14 protein-coding genes and 1 tRNA gene are annotated in these 19,298 nt (G+C 72.0%); 3 read left to right on the top strand and 12 right to left on the bottom strand.

The window, feature by feature from the left end:
- Positions 1–266: 266 nt before the first annotated feature.
- Genes BOSE127_RS01285 through efeU form a run of 3 tightly spaced genes read right to left on the bottom strand, consistent with a single transcriptional unit; the run spans position 267 to position 4,385 of the window.
- Positions 267–1,571 carry a Dyp-type peroxidase gene (locus BOSE127_RS01285; protein ID WP_140448851.1) on the bottom strand — a complete coding sequence of 435 codons (1,305 nt, stop codon included), beginning with the start codon at positions 1,569–1,571 and terminating at the stop codon, positions 267–269.
- On the bottom strand, positions 1,568–2,788 hold the full coding sequence (gene efeO / locus BOSE127_RS01290; protein WP_159556023.1) for an iron uptake system protein EfeO: 1,221 nt from the start codon (positions 2,786–2,788) through the stop codon (positions 1,568–1,570). The genes BOSE127_RS01285 and efeO overlap by 4 nt, the downstream gene beginning before the upstream one ends.
- On the bottom strand, positions 2,775–4,385 hold the full coding sequence (gene efeU / locus BOSE127_RS01295) for an iron uptake transporter permease EfeU (RefSeq protein WP_201300412.1): 1,611 nt from the start codon (positions 4,383–4,385) through the stop codon (positions 2,775–2,777). Before efeU ends, efeO begins: the two co-directional genes overlap by 14 nt.
- 69 nt (positions 4,386–4,454) lie before the next feature.
- Here efeU and BOSE127_RS01300 point away from each other — a divergent pair, with 69 nt between their 5' ends.
- Together BOSE127_RS01300 and BOSE127_RS01305 are read left to right on the top strand one after the other, a co-directional pair.
- On the top strand, positions 4,455–5,216 hold the full coding sequence (locus BOSE127_RS01300; protein ID WP_056070282.1) for a trimeric intracellular cation channel family protein: 762 nt from the start codon (positions 4,455–4,457) through the stop codon (positions 5,214–5,216).
- Between the two features lie 246 nt (positions 5,217–5,462).
- Positions 5,463–6,065 carry a TetR/AcrR family transcriptional regulator gene (locus BOSE127_RS01305; protein WP_017888341.1) on the top strand — a complete coding sequence of 201 codons (603 nt, stop codon included), beginning with the start codon at positions 5,463–5,465 and terminating at the stop codon, positions 6,063–6,065.
- 490 nt (positions 6,066–6,555) lie between these two features.
- Here BOSE127_RS01305 and BOSE127_RS01310 read toward each other — a convergent pair whose 3' ends face one another.
- From BOSE127_RS01310 to BOSE127_RS01330, 5 genes are all read right to left on the bottom strand, one after another.
- Positions 6,556–8,913, bottom strand: a complete 2,358-nt coding sequence (locus tag BOSE127_RS01310; RefSeq protein WP_159556024.1) for a transglutaminaseTgpA domain-containing protein — start codon at positions 8,911–8,913, stop codon at positions 6,556–6,558.
- On the bottom strand, positions 8,910–10,241 hold the full coding sequence (locus tag BOSE127_RS01315) for a DUF58 domain-containing protein (protein ID WP_017888339.1): 1,332 nt from the start codon (positions 10,239–10,241) through the stop codon (positions 8,910–8,912). Before BOSE127_RS01315 ends, BOSE127_RS01310 begins: the two co-directional genes overlap by 4 nt.
- Positions 10,241–11,245 carry an AAA family ATPase gene (locus tag BOSE127_RS01320; protein ID WP_236559494.1) on the bottom strand — a complete coding sequence of 335 codons (1,005 nt, stop codon included), beginning with the start codon at positions 11,243–11,245 and terminating at the stop codon, positions 10,241–10,243. Before BOSE127_RS01320 ends, BOSE127_RS01315 begins: the two co-directional genes overlap by 1 nt.
- 203 nt (positions 11,246–11,448) lie before the next feature.
- Positions 11,449–12,453, bottom strand: a complete 1,005-nt coding sequence (locus tag BOSE127_RS01325; protein WP_159556026.1) for a sugar phosphate isomerase/epimerase family protein — start codon at positions 12,451–12,453, stop codon at positions 11,449–11,451.
- On the bottom strand, positions 12,450–13,688 hold the full coding sequence (locus BOSE127_RS01330; RefSeq protein WP_159556027.1) for a Gfo/Idh/MocA family protein: 1,239 nt from the start codon (positions 13,686–13,688) through the stop codon (positions 12,450–12,452). The genes BOSE127_RS01325 and BOSE127_RS01330 overlap by 4 nt, the downstream gene beginning before the upstream one ends.
- A 115-nt stretch (positions 13,689–13,803) precedes the next feature.
- Between BOSE127_RS01330 and BOSE127_RS01335 the strand changes: the two genes are divergently transcribed.
- Positions 13,804–14,808, top strand: coding sequence for a LacI family DNA-binding transcriptional regulator (locus BOSE127_RS01335; protein WP_017888335.1), 1,005 nt, complete (start codon positions 13,804–13,806; stop codon positions 14,806–14,808).
- Between the two features lie 116 nt (positions 14,809–14,924).
- Here the strand turns inward: BOSE127_RS01335 and BOSE127_RS01340 are convergent.
- From BOSE127_RS01340 to BOSE127_RS01355, 4 genes are all read right to left on the bottom strand, one after another.
- Positions 14,925–15,014: transfer RNA gene (locus BOSE127_RS01340), tRNA-Ser, on the bottom strand.
- A gap of 429 nt (positions 15,015–15,443) precedes the next feature.
- On the bottom strand, positions 15,444–16,667 hold the full coding sequence (locus BOSE127_RS01345; RefSeq protein WP_236559475.1) for an LCP family protein: 1,224 nt from the start codon (positions 16,665–16,667) through the stop codon (positions 15,444–15,446).
- Positions 16,668–16,932: 265 nt separating this feature from the next.
- Positions 16,933–17,613 carry a GntR family transcriptional regulator gene (locus tag BOSE127_RS01350; protein ID WP_017888314.1) on the bottom strand — a complete coding sequence of 227 codons (681 nt, stop codon included), beginning with the start codon at positions 17,611–17,613 and terminating at the stop codon, positions 16,933–16,935.
- A 169-nt stretch (positions 17,614–17,782) separates the two neighbouring features.
- Complete coding sequence (locus tag BOSE127_RS01355) at positions 17,783–19,237, bottom strand: MFS transporter (protein ID WP_442873450.1); 1,455 nt, start codon at positions 19,235–19,237, stop codon at positions 17,783–17,785.
- Positions 19,238–19,298: the final 61 nt, after the last annotated feature.

Consider the following 19,298-nt stretch of genomic DNA (forward strand, 5'->3'; position numbering starts at 1 on the left):
AGGAGGCCCGGGGCGCGTCCGGCGCACGCGTCGCGCGAGCCGGCCGCCACGGTTGCTGTCCCATCCCGGTCGAACACTGCGGATCCGCGGATCCACGCGGTACTCTCGGGGTTGTCGCACCGCGACGCGTCGTGCCGGGTCGCTTTCAGCAAGTCGGCGGTGGTTCCGTTCGACAAGACTCCGCGACGCGGGCGTCCTCCGCCTCCAGGGAAACGGCGGAGGGCGCCCACCCCTTCTGCGTCGGTGGGTCGTGTCGGCGACTCAGCTCAGCGGAACAGCTGCTCGGCGATGTACGACCCCTTGCGCGGTGCCGGCGGCACGGCGAACACCGCGGAGCCGATGTGCGAGACGTACTCGTTCAGCCGGTCCGAGGCGCCGAGCTTCCGCTGCAACCGCGTGAAGTGGTCCGGGTCGTTCACGTAGGCGATGAACAGCAGCCCGGCGTCGAGCTGGCCGTACTCGTTGAGCCCGTCGGTGTAGTTGTACGGCCGGCGCAGGATCTTCACGCCGCCGTTCGCCTCGTGTGCGGCGAGGGCGATGTGCGACGTCGCGTCGATCTTCGTCGCACCGTCATCGTCCTTCGCGTGGAAGTCCGGGGTGGTGTGTTCCTGTCCGCCGGAGAGCGGTGCCCCCTGGATCTTCGTCCGCCCGAACACCCGCTGCTGGTCGCTGACGACGTCGGCGTCCCAGGTCTCGATGTTCATCCGGATCTTCCGCACCACCTGGTAGCTGCCCCCGGCCATCCACCCGGCGTCGCGGTCGAGCCAGACGAACCGGTCGTGGTCGGCGTCGGTCGTGATGTTCCGGGTGCCGTCCTTGAACCCCATCAGGTTGCGGGGCGTGCTCTGGTCCGGCCCGGCCGATGCCCGACCGAAGCCGAGCACGGTCCAGCGGACGGTCGCGGTGCCGCGGGCCATCCGCGCCAGGTCGCGCACCGCGTGGTACGCCACCTGGGGGTCGTCCGCGCAGGCCTGCAGCGACAGGTCGCCGCCGGTCAGGCCCCGCTGCAGGTTGTCGCTCGGCAGCGTCGGGATGTCGGCGAGCGACGCCGGACGCCGGTCGGCCAGCCCGAAGCGCTCGTCGAAGACGCCCGGGCCGAGCCCCACCGTGACGGTCAGGGACGCCGGACCGAGGTCGAGCGCCTCGCCCGTGTCGGCACCGACCCCGTTGCCGTGGGCGGGTTCGACGCTGCCGACGGTCTTGCCGGCCTGCAGCTGGGCGATCGCGGCCGACCAGCGGGCCAGGAGCACCTGCAGCTCGGTCGTCACGGTCGTCGACAGGTCGAACGTCATGTAGACGCAGTGCCGCTGCGGGGTGGTGCGGATCCCGCCCTGTGGCTGCCGTGCCGCGGTGGCGTAGAACGGGTGGCTCGTGGACAGGTCGATCGACTCGTCGCCGTTCGTCGCCGCCGTGAACGGGTTCACCCCGGTCGCCGCGGTGGCGCCGCCGATGCCCGCGGCTGCGCCGACCCCGGCACCGGCCACGGCCAGGCCGGCGCCGAACAGTCCGCGGCGCGAGACGTTCGCCCGGGGTGCCTCGTCCGCCCGGGGTCCTTCGTCCAGCTCGGTCACGCGGTCGCGACCTTCTCGGCCAGGCGGGACAGCGGGTCCTGCAGCGCCTGGATCTGCTGCGAGATCGTGTTCGCGTCGGACTTCTTGGTGGCGGCGTCCCAGCTGGCGAAGCCGCCCAGGTCGTCGGCGTCGCGGTAGCCGTCCATCAGCGTGTTCGTGGCGTCGAACTGCTTCGCGATCTGCTTCGTCAAGGTCGGGTCGAGCTTGGTCAGCCCCGGCTTGAGGTACGCGAAGGCCTGGCGGGCACCCTCGACGTTGGCGGCGAGGTCGACCAGGTCGATGTGGCTGTACGCCTCTTCCTCGCCGGTGATCTTGTTCGACTGCACCTCTTCGAGCAGCCCGGCGGCGCCGTTGGCCAGGTCCTCCGGCTTGTAGTCGAGCGTCGGCACGAGCTTCGCGAGCAGCTGGACGTCCTCGGTCAGGTCCGCGGCGGTCTGCTTCGTCGACGCGGTGATCTTCCCCGCCTGGAACAGGTCCTTCTCGACGGCGTGGAACCCGCTCCAGCCGACGGCCGGGTCGAGGTTCGAGGCGCGCATGTCGATGAGGTAGTCGAGGTTGCCCGCGTTGTCGGTGGCCTTGAAGCCCTTCTTGACGAAGCCGTCGACGTCGCTCTCGACGTGCTCGTAGAACGGACGGGCGTTCGCGTAGTCGGTCTTCGCCGCGTCGAGGTCGCCGGCGTCGATGTGCTTCTGCAGCTGCTCGACCGCGGCGACCATGTCGGTCACCTGGCCGTCGACGTAGGTCGCGTAGCCCTTCGTCCCGTCACGGAGCAGCGTCGAGGCGCTGCTGTTCGCGGTGGACGCGGCCTTGCCGGTGACGGTGAAGTCCGTCAGCTCGGTCTCGGCACCGGGGCAGTACACCTGGTACTTCCCGCCGGTCAGCGTGGCGGTGAACCGGACGGCGTCGAGGCCGGGTGCCAGGTTCTCCTTCTCGCCGAGGATCCGCTGGTCCTGCAGCAGCTCGACCTCGGTGATCGCGGTCGACGACTCGTTCTTCACCGTGAACGTGACGGGGCCCGCGGGGACCTTCGTCGCGGACACCGCGCAGGCGTCCTGCCCGTCGTTGGTGAGCGTGACGGTGACGCGGGAGACCTTCGCGTCGCTGCCGGAGCCGCCGGTCTCGGCGGACCCGCCGGAGCATCCGGAGAGTGCGAGGGCGGTGACGACGCCGAGGGCGCCCAGGGTGATCAGGGGTCGGACGGGCTTACCGAAGGACATGGTCGGTGCTCCTTGCAGGGTCCGCGGCCGGAGGGCCACGAGCGGGGACGGGTTCGGGGGTGCGGGTCGTGGGGAGCCGCCGACGGCGGCGGTCACGCAGGGCCAGCAGCGCCTGTGCGGCGGCCGCGATGCCGAGGGCGATCGGCAGCCAGGCCTTCCAGAGCAGCAGGTCGGCTGACCGGGCGTCGGCCGCGGCCACCGAGGCGGCCGACCGCTCGACGCGGGCGTCGGGGACGGACCAGACGGTGCGGTCCAGGGTCGTGGTGCGTGCGGATGGGAGGCCCCCACCGCTCAGCGTCAGCACGTCGCGTTCGTCGCGGGTGGCGTCCAGGACCCCACCCCGGACCGTCCACAGGGTCACGGTGTCGCGGACGGCCCAGCGGGCCGCGAACGGGCCGGGGTTCGTCGACGGGGAGACCCCGACGGGCAATCGGCCGAACAGTGTGACGAGGTCGTCGAGGGTCAGCCTCGACGGACGGTCGGCACCACTCCCCTGCGCACCGGTTCCGTCCTGCACGACGCGCCACCGGTCGGCGGCCACGCCCGCGCGGGTGACGCGGCGGTGGGCCGACGTCGGCAGGGCGAGTCGGGCCTCCTGGCCGGTTCCGGTGCCGGCCACACGGAGGACGCCGGACGCACCGTCGACGCTGGCGGAGACGGAGCTGGCGTCGCCGCTGACCGCGGTGGTGCGGGGCAGGTCGACGCCGCCGGTCGGCACGGCGATCGCGAGCGCCGCTGCCGCCACGGCGAGGGTGCCGGCCACGACGGCGCGCACCCGGGGCACGCGGTCCGGCGACGGACGCCAGGCGCGCGGCCACAGGGTCAGGGCCAGTACCGGGACGACGTAGAGGACCCAGCCGAGCACCTCGATGACCCGTGGGTCCGGCGGGATGCCGAGCACGCCGGTGACCAGGGCGCCCTGCACCGAACCGTTCGGGGCGAGCCACGACAGGTCGACGGTGCGCTGCTGGCCGATGACGATCCAGCCGGCCTCGTGCGCGCGGCGGAGGACGGTCAGCACCAGGCCGCCGGCGACGAAGACCAGGAAGACCCCGGTGCCGGTGAAGAACCGCGACAGGTTGAGGCGGACGCCACCGGTGTAGATGCCGAAGCCGACGACGACCGCGGCGGCGATGCCGATCACGGCGCCGAGCGCGGCGAGGCCGGTGTCCGACGACGCCTGGAACGTGGCGAGGAGGAACACCGAGGTCTCGAAGCCCTCCTTCAGGACGGCGAGGAACGCCATGCCGGCGAGCGCCCAGGCGGTGCCGCGGCCGAGCGCGGCGGTCGCACTCGCTTCGAGGTCGGCGGTCAGGGTGCGCGCGTGCGTGCGCATCCAGACGATCATGCCCGTGACGAAGACGACGGCGACGATGCCGATGACCGCCTCCATGCCCTCCTGCTGCGCCTGCGGCAGCGCCTGCTCGACGGCCTGCAGCCCGAAGCCGACGGCGATGCTGAGCAGCACCGCGAGCCCGACGCCCGACCACATCGGGGCGAGCGGGACGCGGTTGCGACGCAGGAACGCGGCGATGATGCCGACGATGAGCGTGGCTTCGAGGCCTTCACGGAGACCGATGACGAGAGTGGCGAGCATGACGAAGGTGAGGCTAACCTAACCGCGGATCGGCCCGCCAGTCGTGCGACGTGATGTTTGATGGTTCTCATGAACCTGCTGTCCGTCGACGGCCTGGCGTCGGTCACGAACGTGCTCGACCTCGCCGGGGTCTTCGCGTCCGCCCTGCTCGGCGGCTCCATCGCCCGCGCGATGGACTTCGACCTGTTCGGGTTCCTGGTCGTCGGGTTCGTCTCCGGACTCGGTGGCGGGATGCTCCGCGACACCCTGCTGCAGAACGGGCCGCCCGTCGCACTGGTCGACCCGCTGTACGTGCCGGTCGCCGTCGCCGGGGCGCTCATCGCGTTCCTCGTGTCGTTCTCCGAGATCACCTGGGACCGCCTGTTCACCGTGCTCGACGCCGCCGTGATCGGGTTCTGGGCGGTCGTCGGCGTGCAGCGGACCTACGACGCCGGCCTCGACTGGCCCGCCGCGATCATCATGGGGACCATCACGGCGGTCGGTGGCGGGGCCATGCGCGACCTGCTGCTGCGACGGGTGCCGGCGGTGTTCGGCGGGAACGCGCTGTACGCCACCGTGGCCGTCGCCGCGTCGGCCACGATGGTGATCGCCTCGGCCCTCGGGTCACCCTCGATCGGCATCCTGCTCGCGATCACCCTGTCGCTCGGGCTCCGCTGGGGCGCGGTCCGCCGCGGCTGGGGACTGCCGAACGGTCGTGACTGGCAGCCGAAGTCGACCCTGGGTTCGCTGCTCCGGCGCGGTCGGAGCCTGCGACCGGACGCGCTCCGACTGCTCCGTCGACCGGGGCGTCGGACCGGTGCCGGCAGCGTCCGGGAAGAGCACGAGGACTGAGGGGCTGTCATCCGCGGCTCCGCGACGGTACGATCAGTACCGCCGGGTATCGTCCTGGTGGTTCTGCCGGTGCGATCCCGGTGAACGCTGTCCGCACAGCACCGACGCGACCCGAACGCGGCGGTTCCGAGCAGACGTGGGGATGGGGGCTTCGCTGATGCCGCGCGGGATCAGACGCGCGGCGCGGCAGGTCTCCTCCACGATGTTCTCCCCGACGACCACCAGCACAGGTCGGAGCACCAACCGATGAGCGACGACGCTTCCCCCGCCCAGCGCATCCCGCGCGCTGAGGTCCGAGAGCGCCTGCTCGCCGCCGGTGCGGCCGTCTTCGCCGAACAGGGGGTCCACGGCGCCCGGCTCGACGAGGTCGCTGCGCGCGCCGGGTTCAGCAAGGGTGCGGTCTACTCGAACTTCTCGTCGAAGGAAGACCTGCTCGGACAGGTCATGCAGCGGTCCACCAACGTGGTGCTCGGCTCCCTGCGGCAACTCGTGCACGCTGACATCGACTCCGTCGACGTCGGGAACGTCCTGCGCGTCGCGTTCGGTCAGAACGACCAGAGCGAACAGTTCGCGCTCCTGTCGACGTTCCGCGGGTACGCCGTCCGGCACCCGGAGTTCCTGCCCGAGTTCATCCGGCAGCGCCGGGTGCTGCAGGACGGCGTGCTCGAACTGGTGCGGCTGTGGCTCGGTGGCCACCCCGAGGTCGACGTGGGCATGACGCCGGAGGAGCTCGCAAACGTGCTCATCGCGGCGAACGTCGGCCTGGTGTTCGACGCGCCGGCGCTGCCGGGGGTCAACCCGGGCGAGCTGGTCGCGACCCTGCTCGAGGCGGTCATCCGCCGGCGTTGACGCTGCCGCGGCCCGCGGGCGGGCGTGGCGGTCGGGCTCGGCGGTCGGGGCTTCGCACCGTGCGAGGTTCGCGACCCCGTGCCCGCTCGACCGCCCCGTGCACGCCTACAGCCCCGCACCGAGCCACCAACCACGCACCACCCGACCAACCCCGCACCGTGCAACATCCGCCGAGCCATCGCCCAACGGAGCCCGCACCGTGCGAGGTTCGCGACCCCGTGCCCGCTCGACCGCCCCGTGCACGCCTACAGCCCCGCACCGAGCCACCAACCACGCACCACCCGACCAACCCCGCACCGTGCAACATCCGCCGGGCCATCGCCCAACGGAGCCCGCACCGTGCGAGGTTCGCGACCCCGTGCCCGCTCGACCGCCCCGTGCACGCCTACAGCCCCGCACCGAGCCACCAACCACGCACCACCCGACCAACCCCGCAGCGCCCGACGAACCCCGCACCGTGCGAGGTTCGCACCACGCGCCCGCGCCGGCGTCAGGCCGTGCGACGATCCCGACGGCGGGGCTTCGGCCCGTCGTGGGACCAGGCCGAGGACGGCAACAGGCTCGGCGGCAGCAGCCGCGACCGCACGACGCGCACGCTCGGCACCGACTCGTCGAGGGCGACACGGGCCTGTCGGACGTGGCTGCCCAGCGCCGCACCGTCCACCGATGCGGCCCCGTCGGCGGCGAAGCGCTCACGGTCGACCGCGTCGACGGCGGCCTCCAGGTGCGGCACGACCGACGCGGGCAGTCCGGGCCGCAGGCGTCCGAGCACGGCTCGGGCAGTCCGGGCCACGGCGGCGGCGTCACCCGGCGGCGCGAGGCCCGGGGCGTACCCGTGGTCGGCGACGTCGTCGAGCAGTTCCCGCCACGCCTGCACGGCAGGTGACCGACCGGCGGCGATCGCCGACAGCCGGGAGCGGCGACGAACGGCACGCACGAAGCCCGGGGCGACCAGGACCGCGAGCACGAGCAACAGGCCCACCAGCAGACCGACGGGGCCACCGCCGCCGCCGGTGCTGGACGCACCCGCAGCACCCGGAACCGGGGACTCCGACGGAGTCGACGACGCCGACTCTTCCGCCGGGGTGGTCTGCTCGGGCGCCGGCAGCGGGGTCTCCGGCGCCGCTGCCGTCGGGGAGGCCGAGGGTTCTTCGGACGGAGCGGCCTCGTCGGAGTCGGGCGTCGGCTCGAACGCGACCCAGCCGGCGCCCTTGATGTACAGCTCGGGCCACGAGTGCAGCTGCCGGTTCGACACCGCGTACTCGCCGTCGGGCTGCGGCGACCCGGCCCGGTACCCCACCGCGATGCGCGAGGGGATGCCGAGCGTCCGGGCCATCACGGCCATCGCGGACGAGAAGTGCACGCAGTACCCGTCGCGGACGCGCAGGAACGTCGAGACGACGTCCATGCTGTCACCGTCGTAGCCCTGCTCCACCGGAGCGGTCTCGGAGTACGTGAACAGGTCGCTGCGGAACCACTGCTCGAGCGCCCGTGCCCGGCCGTAGTCGTCGGTCGCGGCTGCGGCGACACGGGTGGCGGTGGACGAGATGTTCGCCGGCAGGTCGTCGGGCAGGGCGAGGTCGGTGCGGAGCTGCTCGCGGCTGGGCTCCCGGAAGCCACGGCCGTCGGAGCGCGCGAGCACCCCCGAGGCGGCGACCGCGTCGAGGTAGTCGTTGGCGAAGGTCGAGGCGCCGTACGCCTCGTACATCGCACCCCGGGCCGTCGCGGCGCCGGTCGACCGGACGGTGCTCGAGTTCCCCATCCAGCGCCACTGCGACAGGTCGAGGTTGGTGGACTGCGACTCGATCGAGACCGCACCTGACGGCACCGGCAGGTAGGTGCTCGACAGCCCGGTGATACGGACCGTCACGTCGCCGCGGCTCGCCAGGCGCGGGTTGACGCCCTCGGCCCACTGCTGTTCGTCGGCGGTGTCGGCTTCGGCCGCGTTCGTCACGGTCGGCACCCAGTCCCCCGTGCCGAACTCGTCCAGGTCGGCGAGCTTGAGGTACTCGGGCTGCCCGTCCGACGAGCGGTACCGGAAGACCTCGAGCTCGCTCGGGCGGCGCAGGTCGTTGCCGAGTTCGAGCAGCGTGCCGGGCCGTCCGGGCTGGATCGGGGACTGGATCGCACCGGTGACACCGGACAGCCAGCTGGCGTTGAGCGGCACGATCGTCGGCAGTCCGATGGCGACGACGAGCCCGATGGCACCGACGACGGCGGCGGGCAGTGCGCGCTGCACGGGGCGCACCGACAACCACAGCAGGGCAAGGAACGCCACCGACGTGGCGATGACGAGCGGGGTGCCGGCGGGCTGGCCGGTGATGACGCCCGGCACGATCAGGATCACCAGGGCCGGGGCCGCGGCGAGCGACGGGATCCGCGCGATGGCGGCGAGGAACAGTGCGACCGCCGCCACCCACCCGATCGACGCCGTGACCACGAGCCGGATCGCGTCGGTCTGTGGCAGGGGTGCCGGGTTGAGGCGGATCGCGGCGAGCGTCTGCCCGAGGGCCCCGTCGGCGTCGAGCCACCCGAGCGGCTGGATGTCGTTGACCAGGGCGGCGGCGCACGAGCAGGCGATGACCGTGCCGACCAGGACGACGAAGCGGATGCCGGGCGTCTGCCGGCGCACCGCGAGCATCACCGCGACGAGCACGGCGACGACGACGACACCGGACACCCACCAGGCGATGCCCTGCACGAGCGGCCGGATGGCGAGGGCGGCGAGGAGCACGGGCACCGGCGCGAGGGCGACGACCCAGGCGCTCGGGACGTCACGCAGGTCGTCCCGCTCCAGGATCTCGCGCACGTCCACGCGGCCACGCACCGGTGCGGTCGCCCCGGTCACCGTGCTGCTCCGGACGGAGTCGCACCGGCGACCGGCACCACGAGGGTCCGCCAGCCGCCGCGGTCGAGGATGCCCCGGACGGCAGGGTCCGGCGGCACGATGGTCGCCAGGATGCCGCGGCTCGACCCACTCGTCGCACTGACGAGCTCGGCGGCTTCCTCCGCGGTGCAGGTACCGGTCACGACGGCGGTCATCCCGTGCACGTCGCGGCCGCGGACCTCGGGCAGGACGTCGGTCACCTGTCGCGCATCGGAGCGGAGCCGGACGTCGGCGAGCCCGACGAGCACGTCGGTGAGCCCGCCGACGTCGCCCGCGTGCCGGGTCGCGCCTTCGGGGCCGTCGAACACGAGCACGACGCGGGAGGTCCGGGCGGCGAGCGCGCGGGCGACACTGGCGGCCACCACCACGGCGTGCTCGAAGGCCTGGTCGCCGCCCAGGTCGGAGAGCTCGGCGAGGTCTTCCCGACCGAGGCGCTGGTAGGACTCGCGCCGGACGTCGAGCGCGATCACGGCCTCGGGCGGCTGGGCCTGCGTGGTCTGGCGGACGTGGAGTTCCCCGCGGCGCGCACTCTGGGCCCAGTGCACCCGGCGGATCGGGTCACCCGGTCGGTACGGACGGAGTTCGCTGTCGTCGGCCGAACCGCCCTGTCCGACCCGGCCCTCGTCGGCGGAGACGGCACCGGCGAGCGCTCCGGCGTCGATCGCACCAAGCGGCGCCGAGGCCGGCACGACGACGATCTCTTCGGCCGCGACGACGGGACGGTCGATCCGGAGCAGGCCGAAGGGGTCCTCGACCCGGATCGTGACGGGCCCGACCAGCGAGCGGCCGCGGTGCATCGCGAGCGCTTCGACGTCGAGCACCGCCGGCGGCAGGCCAGGTCCGACCTCGGCGTAGGTCTCCGCCTCGGCCAGGCTGGCGAAGGCGTCCTCGAGCTGTTCGCGGACGAGCAGCGTCGCCCGCGGGCCGAACGGCAGGCTGGTGCCGCCCAGGGTGATGCGTTCGCGGTAGACCTCGCCCACCTGCACGATCGCCCGGGCGGTGCTGCGGCTGCCTCGCAGCGGGGTCGCGACCACGAACGCCATGACGATGCCGAGCACGACGAGCACGAGCAGTAGGAGCCCTGCCGTGACCGCGACGCTCGTGGAGCCGACCAGGCCGCCGCCGACCAGGCCGATGCCGACCGCGATGACCGTCCAGCCGCGGACCGTCGGACGCGGGAACGGGGTCCGGCGTGCCAACGAGAGCCCGCGGCGACCGAACCGGGCGGCCGTGGACCGCGCGGCACCGACGCGTCGCAGCAGCGACGGCGGTGCCGGTGGACGCGCCATCAGGAGCGGACGGGGGTGGCCGTGAACGGGATGGCGGTGTCCGAGACGATGCGGACGACGATCTCGCGCACGGTGTCCTCGCCGGTGCCGCCGAGCCCCCGGGCGACCGGCACGAGCCGGTGTGCGAGGACGATCGGGGCGAGCGCTGCGACGTCGTCGGGGGTGACGAACGACCGGCCGGCCAACGCAGCGTGTGCACGCGCGGCCTGCGCCAGGTGCAGGGTCGCACGGGGGCTCGCACCGAGCACCAGGTCGGGGTGCGTGCGCGTCGACCGGACGATCGCGATGATGTACGCCTCGACGTCGGGGGCGATGTGCACGTGGGCCACGGTCTCGATGATCTGCCGCAGGGTGGTGACGTCGACGATCGGCCGCAGGCGCGACAGCGGGTCGCTGCCGCCGCGGTTCGCGAGCATCTGCCGTTCGGCGTCGACGCTCGGGTAGCCCATCGCGATGCGCGCCATGAAGCGGTCGCGCTGGGCTTCGGGCAACGGGTACGTGCCCTCCATGTCGATGGGGTTCTGCGTCGCGACGATCATGAACGGACGGTCCAGCTGCCGCGTCACGCCGTCGACGGTGACCTGCGACTCGGCCATCGCCTCGAGCAGGGCCGACTGGGTCTTCGGGCTGGTGCGGTTGATCTCGTCGCCGATGACGACGTTCGCGAACACCGGGCCGGGCGAGAACCGGAAGGTGCCGGACGACTGGTCGAAGATGTTCACGCCCGTGACGTCGGACGGCAGCATGTCCGAGGTGAACTGGATGCGGTTCACCGACCCGCCAACCGAGGCGCCGAGCGCCTTGGCGAGCACGGTCTTGCCGACCCCGGGGACGTCCTCGACGAGCAGGTGCCCCTCGGCGAGCATCACCGTCAGGGCAGTTCGGATGGCTTCCGTCTTGCCGTCGATCACCGTGGCGACGGAGGCCACGATGTCGTCGCCCACCGATCGCACGTGTTCGAGCGGGAAGGCGGGGTCGGTCGGTTCCGGCACGCAGGGCTCCATCGTCACAGGACAGGTGTCGTGCATGCTACCCCGGCCCGATGACAGCACCCGGAACGGGTGCACCGACTGGTCGTTCCGCGCACCGGTGGCCGATCCGCGCAGGGTGCGGCCGGGAGGCACTGCGCACCACGAGCGGATCCGTCACCCCGTGCGCGGAACGGCTCACGGGCCTCCAGGCGGTGTGCGGGTCGGCCGCCGGACGGTCAGGCCCGGCGCGGCAGTGCCGCGTCCGCGGCGCGCAGCACGCGCGCGGCGACCGCGACGCCTTCTTCGCGCCCGAGCTCGGTGTCCTCGTGCTCGATGTTCACCCACATGTCCGGGTCGATCGCGCGCAGGGCCTCGAGGAACGTCGTCCAGTACACCTCGTCGTGGCCCTTGCCGAGCGCGACGAAGTCCCACGCCGACGGCTTCGGCCACTCGTTCGCCCACTCGTCGCCGCCCAGGTTCGTGCGTGGCTCGTCGGTCGACAACCGGCGGAACGAGTTGTCGAGCACGCCGTTGATCGCCGCGTGCGGGTTGATCCGGACGTCCTTCGCGGCGGCGTGGAACACCAGCGGGCCGAGGTCGCGGGCGACCGCCACCGGGTCCATCTGCTGCCAGAACAGGTGTGAAGCGTCGAGCTCGACCCCCACGTTCGTCAGCCCGCCGCGTTCGACGAGCTCGCGGATCGTCGCCGGGTTGAACACCAGGTTCTGCGGGTGCAGCTCGAGCGCGACCTTCACGCCGTGCTCCCGGGCCAGGGCGTCGACCTCCTGCCAGAACGGCACCGCGACGCTCCACTGGTGTTCGAGGACGTCGAGCGCGGCCGAGTTCCACGCGTTCACGATCCAGTTCGGCCGCGTCCCGCCGGGCTCCCCCGCCGGCAGGCCGGACATCGTGACGACGCGGTCCTGTCCGAGGCGGGCGGCGAGGCGGATGCTGCGTCGGACGTCCTCGGCGTGGGCGGGACCGATCGCGGGGTCGGGGTGCAACGGGTTGCCGTTGCAGTTGAGGCTGGCGATCGAGACGCCGGTGTCCTCGAACTGCGCGAGGAAGGCGTCACGGGCTGCGTCGTCGACCAGGATCGCGTCGATGTCTGGCACGTGCACCGGGGGCAGGAAGCCGCCGGTGTTCAGCTCGATGCCGGTCAGGCCGTTGGCCGCGATGACCCGGAGTGCGTCGGTGAGGGGGCGGTCGTGCAGGATCGCGTTGTAGAGACCGAGCTTCATGCGCGGACACCCTCCGTGGTCGGGACGACGGCGTCGGCCACGTCGACGGACGCACCCCCGGCCGCGGCGGACCGTGCCACCGCGTCGAGGACCTCCATGTTGTGCACGCCGTCGTCGAACGTGGCGTTCGCGGGCAGGGCGTCGGGTACGTCGCCGGACAGCCCGGCGACCTCGTCGAGGAACGCCCGCGCCTGGTACTCGAACATCTGGTTCTGCCCCCAACCGACGCCCGGGGCGTCCATCGCCATGCCGCCCGCGACGTAGGGGTGGTCCGGGCCGAGCACGACCTGGCGGTACCCGCCCGTACGCGAGCCGTCGGACTGCAGCGCGAGGCCGATCTCGGAGGCGCGCTCCTGGTCCCACCGGGCGGCCCCGCGCTCGCAGAACACCTCGATGACGAGTCCGTTCGGATGCCCGGCCGCGACGCGGGAGGCCTCGAGCGACCCGACGACCGTGCCGTCACCGAAGCGTGCACTGAACGTGGCGTAGTCGTCGTTCCCGACAGCCGCGGTCGCACCGGTGAGCGGGACCGCCTGCCCCCGCAGGGCGTGTCCGGCGGCCACGGGTCGCTCGGTGATCGACGTGGTGAACGTCCCACCGCTGACGCTCCGGACCGGTCCGGCGAGGAACTCGGCGACGTAGGACAGGTGCGAGCCGACGTCGGCGAGCGCCCCGGACCCGGGCTCCCCCGCGAAGCGCCACGAGAACGGGACGTCGGGCGAGGCGCCGTAGTCGGTCCAGTACCGACCCGAGACGTGCAGGACCCGGCCGAGCGTGCCGTCCTCGACGAGCTCCTTGATGGCCGCGAGCCCGGGAGCGCGACGGTAGGTGAAACCGATGCGGCCGAGGACTCCGCGCTGCTCGGCCTCGGCAGCGGCGGACGCCATGGCGCGGGCGTCGTCGAGCGAGTCGGACAGCGGCTTCTCGCACAGCACGTGCTTGCCGGCGGCGAGCAGCCCCTCGACGATCTCGCGGTGCAGCGTGTTCGCGACGACGACGCTCACCACGTCGATGTCGTCCGCTGCCGCGATGGCCCGCCAGTCGGTGTCGTGCCGCTCGTAGCCGAAGCGCCGTGCGGCCTCGGCGGCGAGGGGCTCGTACACGTCGCCGACCGAGACGAGCCGGATCGGCGGCAGCGTCGAGGTGAAGAGGGAGGGTGCGTTCCGCCACGCAGCCATGTGGGCCTTGCCCGCCATGCCCGCGCCGATGACGGCGACGCCGATGCTGTCGCTCATGTTCTCTCCTTCGAGAAGGTCGCTGGATCCGATTCTGGAACGTTCCAGAACGTGTCGGTAGACTGTAGCCGCACCAGCCCATGTCCTGTCAAGCACCGTGCCGGAAAGGCTCAGCGTGACCCCTCGCCCGCCGACGATCATCGACGTCGCCGCACGCGCGGGCGTCTCGAAGTCCCTGGTGTCGATGGTGCTGCGCGACGACCCCGGGGTCTCCCCCGCCCGCCGCTCCGCGGTGCTCGCCGCCGTCGCGGAGCTCGGCTACCGCCCGAACCGCGCCGCCGCGATCCTCGCCGGCACCCGGACCCGCACCATCGGCGTCATCGTCGACGACTTCCGGAACCCCTGGTACGTCCCGATGCTCGACGGCATCCGCGAGGCCCTCGCCCCGCACGGACTCCGCCTCACCCTCGCCGACACCCGCGCCAACGCCCACCTCGGTTCCTCGCCCTTCGACGACCTGGTCTCCCTGCGGGTCGACGGCGTGGTGCTCGCCGCCGAGGGCTTCCCCGACGTCGTCGTCCCCGCGGACACCCCGGTCGTGGTCGCCGGTGCGCGTGAGGACGTCCCAGGCGGACTCGACGTGGTCGCCTCCGACGAAGCCGCCGGCGGACGGCTGGCAGCGGATCACCTGATCGGGCTGGGGCACCGCCGCATCGTCCACGTCACCGGCTCGGGAGGCCCGGCTGCGCTCCGCCGGGACGCCACCGTCGCACAGCTGGTCGCGTCCGGCATCGAGCCGCTGGTCTCCGGCTCCGGCCCCACCTCGGAAGCCACCGGCTACGAGGGCACGCGGCTCGCACTCCGGGAGCACCCCGACCTGACCGCGGTGTTCGCCGCGAACGACGTCATGGCGATGGGTGCGATCGCCGCCGTGCAGGAAGCCGGACTCCGCGTGCCGCAGGACGTCTCGGTGATCGGCAACGACGAGACCCCGCTCGCCGCGTCACCCCTGCTGCGCCTGACGACGGTCGACCCGCACAACGACGAGGTCGGGCGCCTGGCGGCTGCGCGGTTGGTGGAGCGGATCGGCGCGGCTGCGGGAGCCCCGGCGGGTCCCATCCGGACGCTCGTGCCACCGACGCTCGTGGTGCGGTCGACGACGGGGCCGCCGCGCGCCTGATCGCGCTCGAGCCGCGGAACCTGGTTCCGGCGGGGTCGACCGCCGTGCGAGGCGCCCGGGAACGACGAAACCCCGGTCCGATCGGACCGGGGTTTCGTGATGCTGTTCGTACAGTGCGGAGACGGAGGGATTTGAACCCTCGGTCCCCTCAAAGGGGACTCCACCTTAGCAGGGTGGTGCACTCGGCCGGACTATGCGACGTCTCCAAGCACTCTCGCGAGCGCTCCGACCACCATACAGGAGGACCGCGCCAGTCTCGACCCGACGCACGCCCGCGCGTGGCTCGGGCCGGACAGCGCGGTCCCCCGAAGTGGGGACACATCGGGGTTGTCGGGGCGTACCCCACTGCATAGCATCGTCGGGACGCGGCAATCACGTTCCGGGGTTCGTCCCCGTCGTCGCGACACAGCACCCGACGTCGTTCTCCGCGCGGGCCCGGCGCGCCCGATCGCGTGGTGCCCGACGGGGAGCGACTTCCCCGGGGGCGCGGCCCACCACCGCGCCCCCGTTCCTGCGTTCGGGGGGCAGGCAGCTACCGAGCCGAGACTCGTCCCCGCGGACAGTCCACGGGCGTTGAAGGCCGCAAAGAGTCCGCCCGACCGAGACTCGGGGCCAGCGAGGGCCCGCCCCGCGCCTCAGTACCCGAACGCCTTGGAGCAGGTCTGCTGGTCGGCTGACTGGCCCTCGAGTCCGTCGATGGTCTCGGGCGTCGCCGAGGGGGTGCGGGGCGCAGCCGACGACGGTGCTGCCGGGGTCGCGGGCGTCACCGGCTTCGGCGCAGCCTCCGGAGACGACGGTGCAGCGGTCGGCTGCGTCGGACCCGTCTGCGTCGGGTTCGTCTCGGACCCGATGCCCGTGCTGTCCGCCCCGAGCGAGAACGACTGGTCGGCCTTGATCTTCGCGAACAGCTGGTCGGCCAGGTACGTCGTCGGCTGGACCTTGCCGGCGTAGACCCCGGTGCCGCCCGTGATGCCCGGGTACTGCACGAAGTTCACCTGCGCCAGCGGCAGGTCCCGCAGCGCCAGGCCCATCTGCACCATCGTCCCGATGTCGTTCAGACTCTGGGACAACTGCATGTTCGACGCCGCCGCCCGGGCCAGCTTGTACAGGCGGGCGGGCGAACCGAGGGTGTCGTTCGACTTCACGGTTCGGAGCAGCGACGACAGGAACACCTGCTGGCTCGAGATCCGGGCGAGGTCCGACCCATCGCCCACGCTGTGCCGGGTGCGCAGGAACGCCAGGGCATCGTCACCCTGCAGCGTCGAGGTGCCGGCGGGCAGGTTCAGCCCGGTGTACGAGTCGGTGATCGGCTGGGCGACGCAGACCGGCACGCCGCCGATCGCGTTCGACATCTCGATGACGCCCTTGAACGACACCGCCGCCGAGTACTGGATGTCGAGCCCGGTCAGACCCGACACGGTCTGGGTGACGCAGTTCAGGCCGCCCTCGCCGAACGAGGTGTTGATCGGCTGCGCCGCCATCGCCGGGGCGGTGCCCGTGCCGTCGGTCTTCTTGCAGGCCGGGATCGGTGTGACGAGGTCACGCGGGATGCTCACCGCGGTGGCGTTGGTGTGGTCCGCCGAGACGTGCAGCAGGATGTTGACGTCGTTGAGGGTCGCGTCGCGCTCCCCGAACGCAGCACTCTGGTCGGGGTCGTTGTCGGTGCCGACGACGAGCATGTTGAACCCGCCCTTGAAGGCGCTGAGGGGCTTGGGACCACCCTTCGCCTGCGGCGCGGGCTGGCCCTGGATCTCCACCCCGTCACCGAGGTCGTCCGTGACCTGCTTCGCCGCGATCGCCGTGACCGAGACCGAGCTCACGAGCGCCACCGCGACGACGGCGGAGACCGTCTTGGCCACGGTCGCGAGGGGGCTCGAGCGCCGGAGACGTCCGTGCCGTGCGATCCCGGACGCTCGGTTCAAGCGGTGGGATCGGTCGCGGACGTCGTTCACGGGCACTCCTGTCGTCGGTGGACACGCCGGGGACGGCAACCGGTCAAGGCTGCCACGACGTTTCCTGACGATCCGGTGCGAGGGACACCGGCGATGCTCGGTGAACGGCATCGCGACCAGCGGATCCGCGGCGGTCGGCATGGACCTGAACGGATCCGCAGCCGACGCCGCGTCAGGCCGACACCACCACCCGGAAGCGGTCCGGCAGGGCGATCAGGGCGGTCGAGAGTTCGAGGAGTGCGGCGGCGCAGTCGTCGAGGGCATCGCGGGCGGCGGCGTCCACCGCTCGCTCCACGATCTCGACCCGTCGGCGCCGGTCGACCACGGCGTCGATCCCGTTCGCCAGGGCGACGTCATCGGTGAAGAACATGTCGAGCACGATGCGCTGCGACAGCAACCAGTCGCCACTCACCGACGATCCGCGGCGGCGCAGGTACCAGGACCCGAGCTCGACGAAGGCACCGGCTTCGGTCCAGCACTCGCGGAGCCACGCCTTGTCGAACCGGTCCTGGTAGCCGACGGCGCTCGACGGAGGATCGGCGAGCATGGTCTGCGCGATCCGGAGGCGCTCGGTCATCTGGTCGACCGACCAGTGCGAGATCACGACCCCGACGTACCGCTGGACGGTCGCCAGCTGGAGCGATTCGAGGGTCACGAGGGCTTCGCGCACAGGCGTCCGCGACACCCGCATGTCCGATGCCAGGGTGTCGAGCCGCAGCCGCTGCCCCCGGCGGTACTCGCCCCGCAGGACGTTGTCGAGCAGGCGCAGGAACACCGCGTCGCGCAGCAGGCTGCGGCGCAGGCCGTGGGGATCGAGGTCGCCGGCCGCGGCGCGCATCGGGGTGTGCTCCATCACCCCAGGGTCACGCACGGGCGGAGCCCCCGGGGAGCGGGCGGCCGCTGTCGTGGATGATCGTCGCCGGTGTCGGACTGTGGAGGAGTGCCATGCAGGCACGGTGACAGCGCTGCGGCGGCGGCGCTAAACACTCTGCATACAGAATGTCAGGCCGCCGCCACCGTGCTCACTTCCGGTCGGACTTCGCATCCCCGGTGAGCACCGAGAGCGGTTGGGTGACGTCCTCCAGCCCCTTCCGCGCGGCGTCGACCCCGAAGATCAGGGCCACCACGCCGCCGCCGATCATCACCGCGGATCCGAGCAGGTACCCCCAGAACAGCGGCTCCCGCGACGACCCGTCCCCGATGAAGGCACCGTAGATGGCCGGGGCGACCGCACCGAAGATCTGCGCCAGCGCGAAGAAGTACGAGATGGCCTGCGACCGCAGCTCGAGCGGGAAGATCTCGCTGACCGTCAGGTACGCACTCGACGCACCGGCCGAGGCGAAGAAGAACGAGACGCACCAGAAGGCGACCTGCACCGTGGCCGAGATCGCGTCGGCCCGGAACAGGAACGCCGACGTGGCGAGCACGAGCCCGGACACCAGGTACGTCAGGAAGATCATCTGGCGACGACCCCAGGTGTCGAAGAAGCGCCCGAGGATGATCGGCCCGAGCAGGTTGCCGATCGCGAACGGGAAGAAGTACACCGCCGTCTCCGCTGTCTTCAGGCCGAAGAAGTTCGTCAGCACGAGCGCGTAGGTGAAGAAGATCGCGTTGTACAGGAACGCCTGCGTGATCATCATCGTCGCGCCGACGAGCGTCCGCGTCGGGTACTGCTTCAGCAGCACGCGCGCGATGGTGAGGAACCCGACGCGGTCGGTCGGCGTGACGGTCATCGCCTTCGACTGGTCGACCTCGGGCAGCGGCTTGCCGTTCGCCTGCTCCACCGACGCCTCGATGCGCGAGACGGTGGCCTCGGCTTCTTCCTGACGTCCGTGCGTCATCAGCCACCGAGGACTCTCCGGGATGTGCCGGCGCAGGAAGATGATCGCGATGCCGAGCACCGGGCCGAGGAAGAACCCGATGCGCCAGCCGATGTCCTCGGCGAAGTACGACGTGTCGAGCAGGTAGATGTTCGCGAAGGCGCCGAGTGCCGCGCCACCCCAGTACGTGCCGTTGATGGCGATGTCGACGTGCCCGCGGTACTTCGCGGGGATGAGTTCGTCGATCGCGGAGTTGATCGCCGCGTACTCGCCACCGATGCCCAGCCCCGCCACGAACCGGAAGGCCGCCAGGAACCAGAAGTCCTGCGCGAGGCCCGCGATGCCGGAACCGATCAGGTAGATGGCCAGCGTCAGGATGAACAGCTTGCGGCGGCCCAGCCGGTCGGACATCCGCCCGAACACCAGGGCGCCGACGACCTGGCCGACCAGGTAGATCGTGCCGAGCAACGTCACCTGTTGCGTCGACAGGTTCAGGTCGGCCTGGAACCCGGCGTTCGAGACGATCTGGATCTCGAGACCGTCGAGGATCCAGGACACGCCGAGTCCGACGACGACGCTCCAGTGGAACCGGGTCCACGGCAAGCGGTCCATCCTGGCGGGCACCAGGCTCTTGATGGTTGCGTTCGCGCTGCTCACGAAAGGGGACCGTACGCCGAGATCGCCGATGTGGTTCAGATGCGGTACGAGCAACCGGGGG

This window comes from Curtobacterium sp. 8I-2, assembly GCF_902506155.1.
Lineage (GTDB): Bacteria > Actinomycetota > Actinomycetes > Actinomycetales > Microbacteriaceae > Curtobacterium > Curtobacterium poinsettiae.